Source organism: Brevundimonas sp. BAL450 (assembly GCF_015767455.1).
GTDB classification, from domain to species: domain Bacteria; phylum Pseudomonadota; class Alphaproteobacteria; order Caulobacterales; family Caulobacteraceae; genus Brevundimonas; species Brevundimonas abyssalis.
In genome coordinates this window covers 143,990-160,169 of the sequence record NZ_JADWOW010000060.1, presented here as the reverse complement: position 1 = coordinate 160,169, position 16,180 = coordinate 143,990, and the positions used below count along the sequence as shown (strand labels likewise).

The window sequence follows — 16,180 nt, the reverse complement described above, 5'->3', positions numbered from 1 at the left end:
GGGGCTTATACCGCGTCCGCCGCGCGCCGTCAGGCGTGAAGCGCGTCGGCGAAGACGCGCCCCGCCGCCCCTGCGGCCTTCGGCCCCAGCACGGCGGTGGCGCTTCGGGCGGGGGTCAGCAGACGCGCACCCAGACGGCGCATGTCTTCCGCCGTCACCGCCTCGACGCGGGCGGTCAGGGTTTCGGACGGGATCGGCGCGCCGAACAACAGGGTCTGGGCCGCATTGCGTCCCGCCCGGGACACGAGGCTCTCGTCCGCCATCCACAGGCTGGCGCTCAGGATCGCCTTGGCCCGCGCCAGCTCCTCTTCGGTCGGGCCGTCCCGGGCCAGGGTCCGCAGTTCGGCGGCGGCCACGCGGGCCAGCTCCTCGGACCGGCCCGGGGCGGCGCCCGCATAGATGCCCAGCACGCCCGTGTCCTCATAGCCCTCGAACCAGGCGTCCACGGCATAGGCCAGGCCCCGCTCCTCGCGCGCGCTCTGGAACAGGCGCGAGGCCATGCCGCCGCCGAGGATCTCGGCGAACAGCCGCAGCGCGGGGGTGTCGACGTCGTGGGCGGACAGGCCGGGGATCTCGAACACCAGATTGGCCTGTTCGATGCGGCGGGTCAGGGCCGCGTTTCCGCCGACGAAGGCGGCCGGCTCGGGCTCCTGGCCGGGCGCAGACGTCGCCAGGCCGAACCAGGCCTCGGCCAGATCGATCAGCCGCGCCTCGTCCACAGCGCCGGACACCGCCACCACCATGCGCTCGGGCGCATAAAGGGTCGCGCGCCAGGCCTCCATGCCCGCCCGGTCCGCGCGGCCGATGCTGTCGACCGACCCGAGAATGGGCCGTCCCAGCGGCTGACCGGAAAAGGCCTGCTCGCCGGCCATTTCGAACACATGGTCGTCGGGGGTGTCGAAGGCCTCGGCGATCTCCTGGGCCACCACATCCTTCTCGCGGGTGATCTCCGCCTCGCTCAGGGTCGGGCGGAACACCAGATCCGAGACCACCTGCATGGCCAGGGGCAGCGAGCGCTCCATGGCCCGCACCTCGAAGCTGGTGCGCTCCTGGCCGGTGGCGGCGTTGATGGAGCCGCCCTCGGCCTCGATGCGCTGGACGATGTCGCGGGCGCTCATCTCGCCGGCGCCCTTGAACACCAGATGCTCAAGCAGGTGCGACCAGCCCGAGCGGTGCTCGTCCTCCCAGCGCGCGCCGCCGCGCACGGCCACGGTCAGGGCGAAGGTCTTGAGGCCCGGCAGGGGGTCGGCCACGACGCGGACGCCGTTGGAAAGGGTGTGGACGCGGGTCAATCGTGATCCTGGCTCGTTGCGGAGCCCTGTGTCGGAGGCGGGCGCAGCCGCCGTTTCAGCATCAGGCCATAGAAGACCATCAGGGCCGCGGCGAGGCCGAACCAGGTGATGGCGTAGCCCAGGTGGTTGTTGGAGAAGGCGGCGGGCGGAACCGCCGGGGTGAGGACGCCCCATTCGGGATTGGTCGAGGTCTCCGCGAACAGGACCCGGGAATCCACCGGGCCTGCGACCTCCAGCGCCTGGGCCATGGCTTCATGGTCGCGGGCGTAGAAGCGGCCGTTCTGGGGCGGCGGGCTCATCCAGTTGGGCTCCGGCGCCGCGCGCACCACGGCGGTGACGCGGACCGACCCGGCGGCCGCCGGATCGACGGGTGGCCGGGCGGAGATCTCGTCGGCCACGAAGCCGCGATCGATCAGGAAGGCCGCCTCGACGCCGGCGGGCCGACAGGGCGAGATCAGGCGGACGCCCGCGTCGCCGTCATGGATGGACTGAAGCTCGACATAGGGCGCGGCGTTGAGGCCCGGGCAATCCAGGATCACCCGCCGGAACTCGCCGCCCGGCTGGGTCAGCACCTCGGACGCCGGGACCGGCGCCATGGCGACGGCGGCCTCGGCCTGATCGATCAGGCCGTGCTTCCAGGCCATCCGCTGGACCTGCCAGACGCCCAGGCCGATCAGCACCGCCAGCAGGGCCGCCGACAGCACGGTCAGAATCCAGGGAAAGCGGCGTTCAGAGCTCGTCATTGCGCACCTCGCGCGCCATGTTTTTCATGTGCAGGGCCGTCATCAGTCCCTTGCCCGGCCGCATCAGGCCCAGCGACAGAGCGGCCACCAGCGGCAGCCACACGATCAGATGCAGCCACATGGGCGGGCTGAAGACGATTTCAACATAGAGGGCGGAAAACCCGACCAGGGCGCCGGCGATCTGCATGATGAAGCTGGCCGCCCCGTCGCCGGTGGCCACCGAGGCCAGATCATAGCCGCACGTCTCGCAGACCGGCCGGATCTTCAGAAAGCCCTCGAACAGGGGGCCCTTGCCGCAGTTGGGGCACCGGCAAAGCAAACCCGCCCGGATCGGGTTGATCCGGGCGGGCTCAGAAGGCTGGGGATGATCGACCAAGATCAGCCGAAGACGACGTAGACGAAGGCGAACAGGAACAGCCACACCACGTCCACGAAGTGCCAGTACCAGGCCGCCGCCTCGAAGCCGAAATGCTTCTGGGCCGACATCTGGCCCACCATCAGGCGGATCAGGCAGACGGCCAGGAAGATGGTGCCCACCAGCACGTGGAAGCCGTGGAAACCCGTGGCCATGAAGAAGATCGAGCCGTACAGCGTCGAGTTCAGGGCCTCTTCGTTGAAGAACAGGTTCTCGTGCAGAATGTGATAATATTCATAGGCTTGCACGGCGGTGAACAGGGCGCCCAAGGCGATGGTGAGGCCCAGGCCGATCTTGGCGGCCTTGCGGTCGCCCACCTGCAGGGCGTGGTGCGCCCAGGTCACGGTGGTGCCCGACAGCAGCAGGATCACGGTGTTCAGCAGCGGCAGCTGCCAGGCGTCCAGAACCTCGATGCCGCGCGGGGGCCAGGTGGACCAGGCCGCGGCCGTGTCGGTCCAGTTGCCGAATTCCGGGATCAGCGTCCTGGCCTCGTTGAAGATGGCCATTTCGAAGAACATCCAGAAGAATCCGGCGAAGAACATGATCTCCGAGGCGATGAACAGGACCATGCCGTAGCGCAGGCCCAGCGACACCACGGGGGTGTGATCGCCCGCATGGCTCTCCTTGATCACATCGGCCCACCAGCCGACCATGGAGAACAGCACCCCGGCCAGACCCGCGAAGAACACCCAGCTGGTGCCCGCGGGCAGGCCGAACAGGCCCTTCATCCACATGACCGCGCCGATCATCATGATTGTGGCGGCGACCGAGGCCACCAGCGGCCACGGGCTGGGCGGAAGGATGTGATAGTCGTGGTGGACGGCGTGGTCGGCCATGGATGCGTCTCTTGAATGCGTCAGCGCGTGGTCGTTGAAGGGGCTATAGCCTCGCTACCCCTGTCCGCCAATAGCTGCGCGCTGTTCGAAGCGGTCGGTGGGATAGAAGGTGTAGGACAGGGTGATGTCGTGCACGCCCCGGCCCTCGGGATCGGTGGCCATTTCGGGGGCGATGAAATACTGGATCGGGAACTCGACGGTCTCGCCGGGCTGGACCGTCTGGGCCTCGAAGCAGAAGCACTGCAGCTTCTGGAAATAGGGGCCGGCGCGCTCGGGAACCACATTGTAGGCGGCGGTGCCGCTGATCGGCCGGTCCGAGGTGTTGGTGACGCGGAAATAGGCGATGCCCGTATCGCCGATGCGCACCGTCTGGCGGGTCTCCTCGGCCTCGAAGTCCCAGGGCAGGCCCCGCACATTGGTGTCGAAGCGGACCCGGACGGTCTCGTCCAGAACCGTGTCCGGCGCGGCGTCGGCGCGCATCACCGTGCCGTTGAAACCGGTGACCTGGCAGAACAGCTGATACAGCGGCACGGCGGCGAAGGCGGCGCCGGTCATCAGCGACAGGGCGCCGACGCAGATCAGGGCGACTTTCGTGTTCCGGTTCATGGCCATGCCGGTCAGCCCCCCACGTTGGCCTGAAGCCGAAGCAGGGTGGTGACGAACACCAGCACCATGAAGGCCACCAGCCCGAGGGCGATGGCGATGTTGCGGCGTTTTCTGGCCTTCAGTTCTTCGGGCGTCAGGCGCATGAGGGGCAGGCTCCGATGACGGGCGCGTTCTCGACCAGCAGGACGGCGAACAGGGCCATCAGATACAGGATCGAGTAGGCGAACAGGTTCCGTGCTGGTTTGGCCTCGGCGCGCACATCATACAATGCGGCCTCTCGCCCCACCGCCTCGGCCTTGTCGGGCTGATCGCCCGCGCGCGAGCGCCACAGACGCACCGCCAGGGCGATGAAGAACAGGCCGCCGAGGGTCGAGACGACCAGATAGGCCGTTCCCGCCATGCCCAGCAGCGCCGGCGCGATGGCCACGGGCACGAAGATCAGGCTGTAGATCAGGATCTGCAGGCGGGTGGACTTCGCGCCCCTGGCCACCGGCATCATGGGAATGCCCGCCCGGGCGTAGTCCCCGGCCGAATACAGCGCCAGGGCCCAGCTGTGCGGCGGGGTCCACAGGAAAATGATCAGGAACAGCAGCCACGCCTGCCACGGGGCGTCGCCGGTCACCGCCGCCCAGCCGATCACCGGGGGAAGGGCGCCCGCCGCGCCGCCGATGACGATGTTCTGGGGCGTCCGCCGCTTCAGCAGCAGGGTGTAGAAGCCCGCGTAATAGACGATGGTCAGGGCCAGCAGGCCGGCGGCGAACCAGTTCACCGCCATGCCCAGCAGCATGACCGAGAACAGCGACAGCACCACGCCATAGGTCATGGCGTCATTGGCGCTGACCCGGCCCGCCGCCACGGGGCGGCCGCGCGTGCGCCGCATCAGGGCGTCGGTCTCGCCCTCCAGCGCCATGTTCAGGGCCCCCGCCGCGCCGGCGCCCACGGCGATGCACAGCACGGCGATGGCGGCCAGGAAGGGGTTGATGTCGCCCGGCGCCGCCACCAGGCCGGTGATGGCCGTGAACACCACCAGCGACATGACGCGCGGCTTCAGCAGCTGGAAGTAGTCTTCCGGCTGGGCGACGGTCGGGGACGGCGCGGCCTTGATCTCTGAATGGTCGGTCATGATGCGAAAAGGGGGCCGCGTGATCGGCGGCCCCCCATCCTAGTCTGTTTGAGGTCCGGTGTGGACCGGATCAGTGATGGTCGTCTTCCTTCACCACCGGCAGCTCGTTGAACTGGTGGTGCGGCGGGGGCGAGGACAGGGTCCACTCCAGCGTCGTGGCGCCTTCGCCCCAGGGGTTGGCCTCGGCCTTGCGGCGACGCACGGCGGCCTCGATCAGGACGATGAAGAACACGACCACGCCCACCAGGGTGATGAGATAGCCCACCGTGGAGACCTGGTTCCACAGGGTGTAGGCGTCCGGATAGTCGATGTAGCGACGCGGCATGCCCTGCAGGCCCAGGAAGTGCTGGGGGAAGAAGATCACGTTCACGCCGACGAACATGATCCAGAAGTGGGTCGCGCCCAGGAACTCGTTGTACTTCACGCCCCACATCTTCTCGAACCAGTAGTAGAAGCCCGCGAAGATGGCGAACACGGCGCCCAGCGACAGCACATAGTGGAAGTGCGCCACCACATAGTAGGTGTCGTGCAGGCTGTAATCGATGCCCGCGTTGGACAGGACCACGCCGGTCACGCCGCCGACGGTGAACAGGAAGATGAAGCCGATGGCCCACAGCATGGGCGTCTTGAAGTCGATGGAGCCGCCCCACATGGTGGCGATCCAGCTGAAGATCTTGATGCCCGTGGGCACCGCGATGATCATGGTCGCGGCCACGAAATAGGCGCGCAGATTGATCGGCATGCCCACGGTGTACATGTGGTGGGCCCACACCACGAAGCCGATGAAGCCGATGGCCACCATGGCGTAGGCCATGGCCAGATAGCCGAAGATGGGCTTCTTCGAGAAGGTCGAGACGATGTGGCTGATGATGCCGAAGCCCGGCAGGATCAGGATGTACACCTCGGGGTGACCGAAGAACCAGAACAGGTGCTGGAACATCACCGGGTCGCCGCCGCCCGCCGGATCGAAGAAGGCGGTGCCGAAGTTGCGGTCGGTCAGCAGCATGGTGATGGCCGCGGCCAGGACCGGCAGCGACAGCAGCAGCAGGAAGGCGGTCACCAGCACCGACCAGGCGAACAGCGGCATGCGGTGCAGGGTCATGCCCGGCGCGCGCATGTTGAAGATGGTGGTGATGAAGTTGATGGCGCCGAGGATCGAGGAGGCGCCGGCCACGTGCAGCGAGAAGATGGCCAGATCCATGGATGGACCCGTGTGGCCCATGGTCGACAGGGGCGGATAGATGGTCCAGCCGCCGCCGAAGCCCTTGCCCGGTCCGCCGTCCACGAACATGGAGATGCACAGCAGCACCCAGGCCGCCACCAGCAGCCAGAACGAGACGTTGTTCATGCGCGGGAACGCCATGTCCGGCGCACCGATCATGATAGGCACGAACCAGTTGCCGAAGCCGCCGATCATGGCCGGCATGACCATGAAGAAGATCATGATCAGGGCGTGGGCGGTGACGGTGACGTTGTAGCCGTGCTTGGAGGCTTCGATGATGCCCAGCTGGTGCACCAGGGTGCCTTCGGTGAACACCTGGATGCCCGGCTCGGCCAGCTCCCAGCGGATCAGGCCGGACAGGGCGCCGCCCACCACGCCCGCCATGATGGCGAACAGGATGTAGAGCGTGCCGATGTCCTTGTGATTGGTGGACAGGAACCAGCGGGCGAAGAAGCCCGGCTTGTGGTCATGATCGTCGTGATGAGCGGTTGCGGTGGCCATGAGTGTCGGGCTCGCGTTCTCTTACTGGACCGCTTCGGCCGCGTCGGCGGCCGGAGCGTCTTCGGTTTCAGTGACTTCGGCTTCGGCGGTCGAGGCCTCGGTCGCGGCGTCTTCAGCGGACTCGGCGCCCGGCATGGCCCCGCCGCGCTCTGCGATCCACGCCTCGAACTCGGCCTGGGTCACCACATTGATCTGCAGGGGCATGAAGGCGTGATCGACGCCGCACAGCTCCGAGCACTGGCCGTAGAAGACGCCGGTGCGGTCTGCGCGGAACCAGGTCTCGTTGACCCGGCCGGGGATGGCGTCGGTCTTCAGGCCGAAGGCGGGCAGGGCGACCGAGTGGATCACGTCCGAGGCCGTCACCAGCAGTTGAACGGTCTGGCCCACCGGCACGACCATGGGCTCGTCAGCGGCGAGCAGATACGGCAGGCCCTGACCCCGGGCTTCGTCTTCCGGCATCATGTTCGAGACGTACTCGCCGACGCCGTGGTCGGGGTATTCATAGGTCCAGTTCCACTGGTTGCCCGTCACCTTAACGGTCACGTCCGGCTCGGGCATGTCATGGTAGTTGAACAGCAGGCGGAACGAGAACAGGGCGATCACCATCAGGATCAGCACCGGCACCACGGTCCAGATGATCTCGATGGTGGTGTTGTGGCTCCACTTGGCCGGCACCGGATTGCGGCGCTTGTTGTAGCGGAACACGATCCACAGCAGCAGGCCCAGCACCAGCAGGCAGATGGCCGTGATGATCGGCATCAGGATGGCGTCGTGGAACATCGTGGCTTCGACCTTCAGCGGCGACGCCGACTGTTGAAGCCCGAGACCTCCCGGCGTCGGCTGTCCCACCAGCTCCTGCGCCCAGCCCGGCGCGGCGGCGAACAGCGCCGTGGAGGCGAGAACCGTAGAGGCGATCATCGCCCTGGCCCGCTTGCCCATCCCCATTCCAGAAATCCTCATAATCCGTTCTGCAGCAACCTGTTGCGAGCCGTTCGCAAACAGAAGTCGCGGGCCCGAGGGCGTCGCGGTGTTCAGGCCGGTCCATATCGGCTCCCCTCGCGCTTGCCAAGCATGTGGAGCGCAACACAGGGTCGCAGGGCCTCGGCGCCGGACGATTAAATCGCTGTCATGTTACGACAGCTACCTTGTGATGACAGATACCTTGCGATAGACAATCTCTGTCACACGGAGGGCCCACGGTGCCTGAAGCCATCGAAATACAGTTGAAGAAGGGGGTGCTGGCGCTGTGCGTGCTCGCCCTCCTGGAGCGGGGAGACTCCTACGCCTACGAGATCGCCAGCCACATGGCCGAGGCGGTCGATATGGGCGAGGGCACGGTCTATCCCCTGATGCGCCGGATGCAGTCCGACGGGCTGGTGGAGACCTACATGGTCGAATCCGCCTCCGGCCCCTCGCGCAAATACTATCGCCTCACCGACGCCGGGCGCGCCAGCCTGGCCTCGCAGAAGACCGAATGGGACGCCTTCGTGCGGGCCGTGAACGGCATTCTGGAGCGTGAGGCCCCACCTCAAGCCGAAACGGGAGAGACGGCATGACGCGCGTCGAATTCATGGGCCGCCTGCGCCGCGGGCTGGCCGGGTTGCCGCCGGCGGCGCAGGAGGAGATCCTGGCCGACTACGACACCCACTTCGCCGACGGCGCCGCGGAGGGCCGCAGCGAGGCCGAAGTGGCCGCCGCCCTGGGCGATCCGGGACGGCTGGCCCGCGAACTGAGGCTCGAGGCCGGTCTCAAGCGGTGGGAGGAGGCGCGCAATCCGTCCTCCGCCGCCGGCGCGGTCATGGCCCTGGTGGGCCTGGGCGCCATCGACATCCTGATCCTTCTGCCGTTGCTGACCGGCGTGGTCAGCGCCATCGCGGGTCTTTATGTCGCGGTCATCGCCGTCTTCATTTCGGGCGGCGGGATACTGGTGGCCGGACCGTTCTTCGACCCGCCGGGCGGGCCCCTGTTCCCGGTCCTGCTGGGCCTCGGCCTGATGGGCGCCTCGGTGACCGGCGCAGCCCTTCTGACCATCATCACCATCTGGCTGGTCAACGGCCTGGTCTGGTTCGGGCGTCTTCACTACCGCCTGATCAAGCCCGCCATCCAGCCTGAACCCGACTACAGCGAAAGGGGGCTGTCATGATCCGCTCACTGTTCATCATCGCCGCGGCCAGCCTGGTGCTGACCATCGTCTGCCTGGCCGGCGCCGCCGCGATCGGCGGGCGGGAGATCAGCCGCGACGGCTGGAATATCACCGGCGACGGCTGGACCATCGTCCAGAGCGATTTCGAATGGGAATCGACCGACGAGAACATCGTCACCCGCGAGATCGCCTGGGAGGGCGGCGAGGCCCTGACCTTCGACCTGTCGGCCCGGGTGATCTACGCCCAGGGGGACGAACCCTCGATCACGGTGGCCGGCCCCGCCGAGGTCGTGGACCGCGTCACCTTCGCCGACGGCCGCTTCGACATGGAGGAAGGAACCCGCACAGGCCGCCATTCCCGGCCGCGCATCACCATCGTCGCCCCGGCGGTGACCCGCTTCACCCTGAACGGGTCCCAGGATCTGGAGATCCGCGACTATGACCAGCCGACGCTCGCCCTGGCCGTGTCGGGCAGCGGCGACATCGAAGGCTATGGCCGCACCGACGCCCTGACCGTCACCATCGACGGATCGGGCGACGTGGACCTCGAGGGCCTGCCGTCCACCGACGCGGTCATCGAGATCAACGGCTCCGGGGACGTGGAGGCCGCGCCGTCCGGCCAGGCCGATGTGACCATCCGCGGCTCGGGCGACGTGGAGCTGACCACCCGCCCCGCCCGGCTGAACAGCCAGGTCATGGGGTCTGGCCGGGTCCGCCAGGCGGACTGACGGTTCCAAGGGGCGGTCCGAAGCCCTATCTAGGGCGCAAGATGCTCTCGAAGGACCGCCCATGACCGTCGCCCCCGCCATTCCGTCCCTGCTCGACCAGTCCGGCGTTGGCGCCGAGCGCGCGCGGACCATCCTGGGCGAGGCCCTGAGCGGGGCCGACGACGGCGAGCTGTTCCTGGAGCGGACTGAAAGCGAAAGCCTGGTGTTCGACGACGGGCGGCTCAAGGGCGCGTCCTACGATGCGGGCGAGGGGTTCGGCCTGCGCGTCGTGGCGGGCGAGACCGCCGGCTACAGCCACGCCAATGAAATCTCCGACGCGGCCCTGCGGCGCGCGGCCGACAGCGCCGCCCTGGCCAAGCGCGGCCATGCGGGCGTGACGGCCGAGGCGCCCCGCGCCACCAATCAGAAGCTCTATGGCGAGGATGATCCCCTCGCCTCGCCCGCCTTCGCCGAAAAGATCGCCCTGCTGCAGGAGATCGACGCCTACGCCCGCGCCGCCGACCCGCGTGTGGTGCAGGTCTCGGCCTCCCTGTCCGGCGAGCGCCGCGACATCGAGATCCTGCGGGCCGACGGCCGTCTGCTGCGCGACGTGCGGCCCCTGGTGCGCCTGAACGTCTCCGTCACCGTCGAGCGGGACGGCAGGCGCGAGTCGGCGGGCGCGGGCGCGGGCGGCCGCACCGGTTTCGAGACCTGGATCACGCCCGACCGCTGGCGCGCCCAGACCGACGAGGCCCTGCGCCAGGCCCTGGTCAATCTGGACGCGGTGGATTGCCCGGCCGGCGAGATGGACGTGGTGCTCGGCCCCGGCTGGCCCGGCGTCCTGCTGCACGAGGCGGTGGGCCACGGCTTCGAGGGCGATTTCCACCGCAAGGGATCCTCGGTCTTCAACGGCATGATGGGCCGGCGCGTGGCGGCGCCCGGGGTGACCGTGGTGGACGACGGCGCCATCGCCGGACGGCGCGGCTCCCTCAGCATCGACGATGAAGGCACGCCCACGGGGCGCACGGTCCTGATCGAGGACGGCATCATGGTCGGGCTGATGCAGGACCGGCTGTCGGCGCGCCAGCTGGGCATGGCGGCCACCGGCAACGGGCGGCGCCAGTCCTACGCCCACACCCCCATGCCGCGCATGACCAACACCTTCATGGAGGGGGGCTCCCACACCCTGGCGGAGATGATCGCCTCAACGAAACGCGGTCTCTACGCCGTGAACTTCGGCGGCGGCCAGGTGGACATCACCAACGGCAAGTTCGTGTTCCAGTGCACCGAGGCCTATCTGATCGAGGACGGCAAGGTCACCGCCCCCGTGCGCGGCGCCACCCTGATCGGCGACGGCGCCACGGTGATGCAGAACATCACCATGATCGGAAACGACTTCGCCTTCGATCCGGGCGTCGGCACCTGCGGCAAGGCCGGTCAGGGCGTGCCCGTGGGCATCGGCCAGCCCAGCCTGAAGATCAGCGGCCTGACGGTCGGCGGCACGGCGGTCTGATCACTCCGCCCGCCACCGCGGCCCGACGATGTCGAAGCCCCGGGCCTCCAGCATGTCCAGAACGCCGCCCGGTTCGGCCAGCAGACGCAATTGGGCGACCGCCAGGGTGACCCCCGGCTCGTCCAGCGCGGCCTCGATGGCCTCGGCCCACTGGGCCCGCAGCAACGGGGCGACGTCCGGGTCGCCGGAGGGCCAGCACAGGTTGAGCGCCTCATCCAGGGGCTCGGCCAGCACGTCGGGAACCCGCCGTCCCCGCCAGGCCTCGATCCGGCGCGCCGCGCCCTCCGGCCCGGCCTCCGCCGCCGAGACGGCCGCCTCGATGCAGGCCAGATAGGTCTCGGGCGGCTGGGTGATCAGATTCTCCACCAGGGCGTCGCCGCGCAGGACCCCCACCCGCCGCACCGGCACGTCCGCCTGGCGCGCTGCGTCCTCGATGACCTCGACCGCGCCGCGCGTGCGGCGGCGCTGATGCCCGGTCTTGTCGGTGATCAGGTTCAGGCCGAGCATCACCAGGCTTTCTCTCCGCCACCGGTCGCTGTCGCCCTCCATCACCACCTCCAGACGCTCCTGGACCTCGGGCGGGAGATAGTCCGCCGTGGTGGTTCCGTCCGGCAGGCGCGTAATGGTCCGCGACCGCCAGATCAGCCGCATCACGTCGGCCGGAGACGCCTGTCCGATCTGTGGGAACAGGATGCGGTCCGAACGCCGTGTGGCGGCCTCCAGGGCCTCGGGCCGCCAGGGCAGGTCGCGCGGCACGCCGCTGATCGCGCCGACCAGGATCAGGGAGCCGTCGCCGACCGTGATCTCCCAGATGGGTGCATCGGCGCGCCGGGCGGTGATCACGATCTCCTCGACCACCGACGCTTCGCCGGCCTGGGCCGCAGCCTTTGACGGGACGATCGAAATCGCCAGCATCAACACAAGAAACGCTCGGATCATCTTGTCGAACCCTTAGCCGGCTGATTACGTCGCTGTAATCATGTGTCCGTAATTTAATCTACATTTCAACGATGTAACTGGTCCATTCAGGTGTGGGTCAGGCACACCTCCTCCCGAGAGTTTCGGGAGGATATCATGCGTTCCACGCTTCTGGCGGCCACTTCCGCCTTCGCCTTCGCCCTGGCCCTGACGGCCGTGTCGCCCGCCCTTGCCCAGGAGGCCGAGGCGGCCCCGGCGCCCCAGGCGGGGAACGGTCGACAGGTGCTGACCTTCACGCCCGACTTCTTCGCCGACCAGAACCCCAACACCGCCCTGGACATGGTCAACCGCGTTCCGGGCTTCAGCCTGGATGACGGCGACGGCAGCCGCGGCTTCGAGGGCGCGGTGGGCAATGTGCTCATCAACGGCTCGCGGCCCGCCTCCAAGAACGACCTGGGCTCGTCCGTCCTGTCGCGCACCCTGGCCACGCAGGTGGTGCGCATCGAGCTGATCCGGGGCGGCGCGCCGGGCATCGACATGCAGGGCTATCCGGTGGTGGTGAACGTCATCACCTCACGCGAAAGCAGCCGCGAACACATCCTGAGCGCCAACGCCACCCTGTTCGACGGCGGCCAGAACGTCTTCGGCGGCAGCTACCAGTTCACGGCGCGCGAAGGCGAAAGGACCTGGGGCGTGACCCTTTCAGACGGCATCGGCATGAGCGATTCCAACGGGATCGGCCCGTCCGTGAGCCGCGCGCCTGACGGGACCGTGCTGAGGGCCGAGGATTTCTACAATGACGGCTATGGCGGCGGCACCTCCATCCGCGGCAACTACGCGACGCCGATGCTGGGCGGAAAGATCGATCTGACCGCCCGCTACGGGGTCAATGACTGGCATTCCATCACCCTGCTCACCGCGCCCGGGTCGCGCCGTGAAAGCCGCTATGACAATGACGGCTCATCGGGCGAGTTCGGGGTGGTCTACACCCGCCCCCTCGGCGAGGGCCTGAGCGTCGAAAGCCGCTTCATCCACGAGTTTTCCGACTTCGACAGCGTCTCGACCTACAACGCCGACACGGGCTCCGGCCCCGCGCCCGAACAGAGGTTCGAGTCCGTGGGCGACGCCTCGGAGACCATCCTGCGCAGTCTGCTTCGCTGGGAGCGCAGCGAGACCCTGACCTTCGAGGGCGGCGGCGAGGTCGCCTACAATCGCCTCGACACCACCCAGGCGTTCTCCGTCGGCGGCGCGCCCGTGCCCCTGCCCTCGGCCTCGGTGACGGTGGAGGAGACGCGCGGCGAGCTGTTCGGCAAGACCACCTGGCGCATGACGCCCGACCTGTCGCTGGAAGGCGGCCTGCGGCTGGAGGCCTCCACCATCAGCCAGTCCGGCGATGCGCAGCACGAGGAATCCTTCTACTTCGCCAAGCCGCGCCTGCAGCTGACCTGGACCCCCATGGCCGACAATCAGCTGCGCCTGCGTTTCGAGCGGGAGGTGGGCCAGCTGGATTTCGGCGATTTCGCCGCCAGCGCCGAGCTCAGCGACCAGAACGTGCTGGGCGGCAACGTCGACCTGGAGCCGGAGGACCGCTGGATCAGCGAGATCACCTATGAGCGCCGCTTCTGGGGCGACGGCGTGGTCAGCATCGGCTATCGCCACGACGAGATCGCCAACGTCATCGACCGCATCCCGCTGGATGGCGGTCTGTCGGCGGTGGGCAACATCGGCGACGCCACCCTGGACCAGCTGTCGGTCAACCTGACCATCCCCACCGACCGGCTGGGCGTCGCCGGCGGCCAGTTCAGCTTCCGCAATGACTGGAACTCGACCGAGGTCACCGATCCCACCACCGGCGAAACCCGTCCCATCTCGGGGGTGCGCGCCCGCCAGGCGGTGGTGTCCTTCGAGCAGGACATCCCCTCATGGCGGCTGAACTGGAGCGTGGCGTGGATCCCGCGCCTGGGCCAGTCCACCTTTGATCCGGACCAGACCTTCGCCTGGCGCGGCGAGGACTATTTCGAACTGGCGGCCGAGTACAAGCCGACCGCCACCCTGTCGATCCGGGCCCAGGTGAACATCTGGAACGACTTCCTGGTGGAGCGCACGGTCTACGCCGACCGCGCCCCGCCCCGGCCGATCGACTTCGTCGAGACCCGCGACATCGACCCGCGCACCTTCATGTCGATCCGGCTGAGGAAGACCTTCTGAGCCGAGCGAACCTCTGGCGGGCGCGTCCGTCCCTGCCGCCCGCAAGAGAAAAGGCCCCGGGAGCGATCCCGGGGCCTTCGTCTTTCTGAACCTGGCCGAGCCCTACCGGACTCCGGCCATGCCCTTCTTGAGAAGGGGCGAAGCAAGCAGCAGCAGCACCCCCACTCCGACGCCGGTCCAGCCGATGGTCCCGAAGATGGAGCCATAGGTCTCGAGAGCGAGGGCGCGGTTGGTCACCACCCCGGCGACAGTGTCGGTCGCAGTCGCCTGGGCGATCATGCCGGCCACGATGTGCGCAACCGAGGACGACAGGAACCAGACGCCCATCATCAGGCCCACAACCCGGTCGACCGACAGCTTGGTGATCATCGACAGGCCCACCGGGGACAGGCAGAGCTCGCCCATGGTGTGCAGGAAATAGGTGAAGAACAGGAACATCAGCGGGACCCGGAAGTCCATGTTGAAGGCGTTGGCCGCAGCCCATGCCAGCAACAGGAAGCCCGCGCCGACCAGCATCAGGCCCATGGAGAACTTGACCGGGGTCGACGGCTCCATGTTGCGCCGGGCCAGCCACACCCACAGCCCCGCGAAAATCGGTCCGAAGATGACAATGATCGCCGGGTTGAACATCTGCGTGTAACCGACGTTGAACCAGCCCGGCATCTCCGTCGACTGGTCCGCAAACAGGGTGAGGGACGAGCCCGCCTGTTCAAACAGCGCCCAGAACAGCACCGAGAAGAAGATCAGCACCTGGGCGACCAGCATGCGGCTGCGTTCAGCGCCGTTCAACTTCACGACGGTGTAACCGACCACGGCCACGAAGATCAGGCCTGCGGCCCAGGGCAGGACGGCCGAGATCAGTTCATGGCGCTGCAGCAGGAGCCAGGTCGGGAACACGGCGATCAGGCCCCCGATCCAGAACACCGCTTCAAGGGGAACGCCCAGGACGCGCGTGCCGGCCAGTTTCTCCGGGTTCGGCGGGCCGCCCCGGCCCTCGAGCCAGGGCTTGCCGAGGATGAAGGTGGCCAGACCCAGCAACATGCCGAAGCCGGCGAGGCCGAAACCGTATGCCCAGCCATAGGTGAACCCGAGGTACGAGCACAGGCCCGTGGCCAGAACGGCGCCAAGGTTGATGCCGACGTAGAAAAGCGTGAAGCCCGCGTCACGACGGGGATCGTTCTTTTCATAGAGCGAGCCCACGACCGTCGAGATGTTCGCCTTCAGGAACCCGACGCCGACGATGATCAGCGAAAGGGCCAGAAAGAGCGTCGGCTCGCCGAACCCGGTGTCGCGGGTCGTCTCCAGACTGTAGTCGCCCGAAGCGACGAAGGCCGGGAAACCGGCGGCGGCCGCCTGGGGCGTAGCCGGAACCGGAGAGTCGGCGGCGGCGGCCGGCGGCGTGCCGAGGCTCTCTCCCACCGTCGGGACGGCGACATCGGCGGCCGCGGCCGCCGCGGGTTCCGCCCCCACGGTGGAAATGCCTTCGGCCGTGATGCTGATTTCGACGCGCTCGTCGCCGACGACGACGAACTGGCGTCGGTCGGTGTCACGGCCCTCAACTTCCACCTGATAGGATTGGTCGCCGATGATGATCCGGTCACGACCTCCCTGGCCCTCGAAGGCCATGGTGAAGTGGCCGAGCACCAGAAGCACGGCGCCGATCATCACGGCCTTGCGCTGGCCCAGATATTTATCGGCGATCATGCCGCCGACGACCGGCATCAAATAGACCAGAGCGCCGTAGGCGGCGTAGATGCCCGCGGCTTCGGCCGGTCCGAAAAGGAAATGCTGGACCAGGTAGATGGTCAGCATTGCGCGCATTCCGTAGAAGGAGAAGCGCTCCCACATCTCGGTCAGGAAAAGGATCACCAGCCCCCGCGGGTGTCCCAGGAATTCTTTACGGGGCGCCGAAAGCGCGCCTCCCCCATCCGTCGTGCTCAACGGCGTAGCTCC

Annotated in this window: 16 protein-coding genes; 5 read left to right on the top strand and 11 right to left on the bottom strand. The window is 67.9% G+C overall.

Annotation, left to right across the window (positions count from 1 at the left end; genetic code table 11):
• Positions 1 to 29: 29 nt before the first annotated feature.
• The 9 genes from IWC96_RS13645 to coxB all read right to left on the bottom strand — a co-directional run bounded on the left by IWC96_RS13645 (position 30) and on the right by coxB (position 7,683).
• Positions 30 to 1,292 carry a pitrilysin family protein gene (locus IWC96_RS13645; RefSeq protein ID WP_231379079.1) on the bottom strand — a complete coding sequence of 421 codons (1,263 nt, stop codon included), beginning with the start codon at positions 1,290 to 1,292 and terminating at the stop codon, positions 30 to 32.
• Positions 1,289 to 2,035 carry an SURF1 family protein gene (locus IWC96_RS13640; RefSeq protein ID WP_196839099.1) on the bottom strand — a complete coding sequence of 249 codons (747 nt, stop codon included), beginning with the start codon at positions 2,033 to 2,035 and terminating at the stop codon, positions 1,289 to 1,291. The genes IWC96_RS13645 and IWC96_RS13640 overlap by 4 nt, the downstream gene beginning before the upstream one ends.
• Positions 2,022 to 2,411, bottom strand: coding sequence for a DUF983 domain-containing protein (locus IWC96_RS13635; protein ID WP_196839098.1), 390 nt, complete (start codon positions 2,409 to 2,411; stop codon positions 2,022 to 2,024). The genes IWC96_RS13640 and IWC96_RS13635 overlap by 14 nt, the downstream gene beginning before the upstream one ends.
• Before the next feature lie 2 nt (positions 2,412 to 2,413).
• Positions 2,414 to 3,286, bottom strand: coding sequence for a cytochrome c oxidase subunit 3 (locus IWC96_RS13630; protein ID WP_021696963.1), 873 nt, complete (start codon positions 3,284 to 3,286; stop codon positions 2,414 to 2,416).
• Between the two features lie 54 nt (positions 3,287 to 3,340).
• Complete coding sequence (locus tag IWC96_RS13625) at positions 3,341 to 3,892, bottom strand: cytochrome c oxidase assembly protein (RefSeq protein ID WP_045318923.1); 552 nt, start codon at positions 3,890 to 3,892, stop codon at positions 3,341 to 3,343.
• Positions 3,893 to 3,903: 11 nt separating this feature from the next.
• Positions 3,904 to 4,035, bottom strand: a complete 132-nt coding sequence (locus tag IWC96_RS16030) for a hypothetical protein (protein ID WP_021696961.1) — start codon at positions 4,033 to 4,035, stop codon at positions 3,904 to 3,906.
• Positions 4,026 to 5,015, bottom strand: coding sequence for a heme o synthase (locus IWC96_RS13620; RefSeq protein ID WP_196839097.1), 990 nt, complete (start codon positions 5,013 to 5,015; stop codon positions 4,026 to 4,028). The genes IWC96_RS16030 and IWC96_RS13620 overlap by 10 nt, the downstream gene beginning before the upstream one ends.
• 70 nt (positions 5,016 to 5,085) lie before the next feature.
• Positions 5,086 to 6,738 (bottom strand): cytochrome c oxidase subunit I, encoded by a 1,653-nt coding sequence (gene ctaD, locus IWC96_RS13615; RefSeq protein ID WP_021696959.1) that lies wholly within the window; start codon positions 6,736 to 6,738, stop codon positions 5,086 to 5,088.
• A gap of 21 nt (positions 6,739 to 6,759) precedes the next feature.
• Positions 6,760 to 7,683: a cytochrome c oxidase subunit II gene (gene coxB, locus IWC96_RS13610; RefSeq protein WP_021696958.1), complete on the bottom strand. Its 924-nt coding sequence runs from the start codon at positions 7,681 to 7,683 to the stop codon at positions 6,760 to 6,762.
• Positions 7,684 to 7,937: 254 nt separating this feature from the next.
• Here coxB and IWC96_RS13605 point away from each other — a divergent pair, with 254 nt between their 5' ends.
• The 4 genes from IWC96_RS13605 (at position 7,938) to tldD (ending at position 11,101) form a co-directional block, all read left to right on the top strand.
• Positions 7,938 to 8,294: a PadR family transcriptional regulator gene (locus IWC96_RS13605; RefSeq protein ID WP_021696956.1), complete on the top strand. Its 357-nt coding sequence runs from the start codon at positions 7,938 to 7,940 to the stop codon at positions 8,292 to 8,294.
• Positions 8,291 to 8,881, top strand: a complete 591-nt coding sequence (locus IWC96_RS13600) for a DUF1700 domain-containing protein (protein WP_021696955.1) — start codon at positions 8,291 to 8,293, stop codon at positions 8,879 to 8,881. The genes IWC96_RS13605 and IWC96_RS13600 overlap by 4 nt, the downstream gene beginning before the upstream one ends.
• Positions 8,878 to 9,609, top strand: coding sequence for a GIN domain-containing protein (locus IWC96_RS13595; RefSeq protein ID WP_021696954.1), 732 nt, complete (start codon positions 8,878 to 8,880; stop codon positions 9,607 to 9,609). The genes IWC96_RS13600 and IWC96_RS13595 overlap by 4 nt, the downstream gene beginning before the upstream one ends.
• Positions 9,610 to 9,670: 61 nt before the next feature.
• A complete protein-coding gene (gene tldD / locus IWC96_RS13590) occupies positions 9,671 to 11,101 on the top strand; it encodes a metalloprotease TldD (RefSeq protein WP_021696953.1) in 1,431 nt (476 codons plus the stop codon).
• On the opposite strand, the gene IWC96_RS13585 is transcribed toward tldD, so the two are convergent.
• A complete protein-coding gene (locus IWC96_RS13585) occupies positions 11,102 to 12,040 on the bottom strand; it encodes a TraB/GumN family protein (protein WP_021696952.1) in 939 nt (312 codons plus the stop codon).
• 135 nt (positions 12,041 to 12,175) lie between these two features.
• Here IWC96_RS13585 and IWC96_RS13580 point away from each other — a divergent pair, with 135 nt between their 5' ends.
• Positions 12,176 to 14,227, top strand: coding sequence for a TonB-dependent siderophore receptor (locus tag IWC96_RS13580; RefSeq protein ID WP_021696951.1), 2,052 nt, complete (start codon positions 12,176 to 12,178; stop codon positions 14,225 to 14,227).
• A gap of 102 nt (positions 14,228 to 14,329) precedes the next feature.
• Here IWC96_RS13580 and IWC96_RS13575 read toward each other — a convergent pair whose 3' ends face one another.
• Entirely contained in the window at positions 14,330 to 16,096 is a 1,767-nt protein-coding gene (locus IWC96_RS13575; protein ID WP_196839096.1) for a peptide MFS transporter, read from the bottom strand.
• Between the last annotated feature and the right edge of the window lie 84 nt (positions 16,097 to 16,180).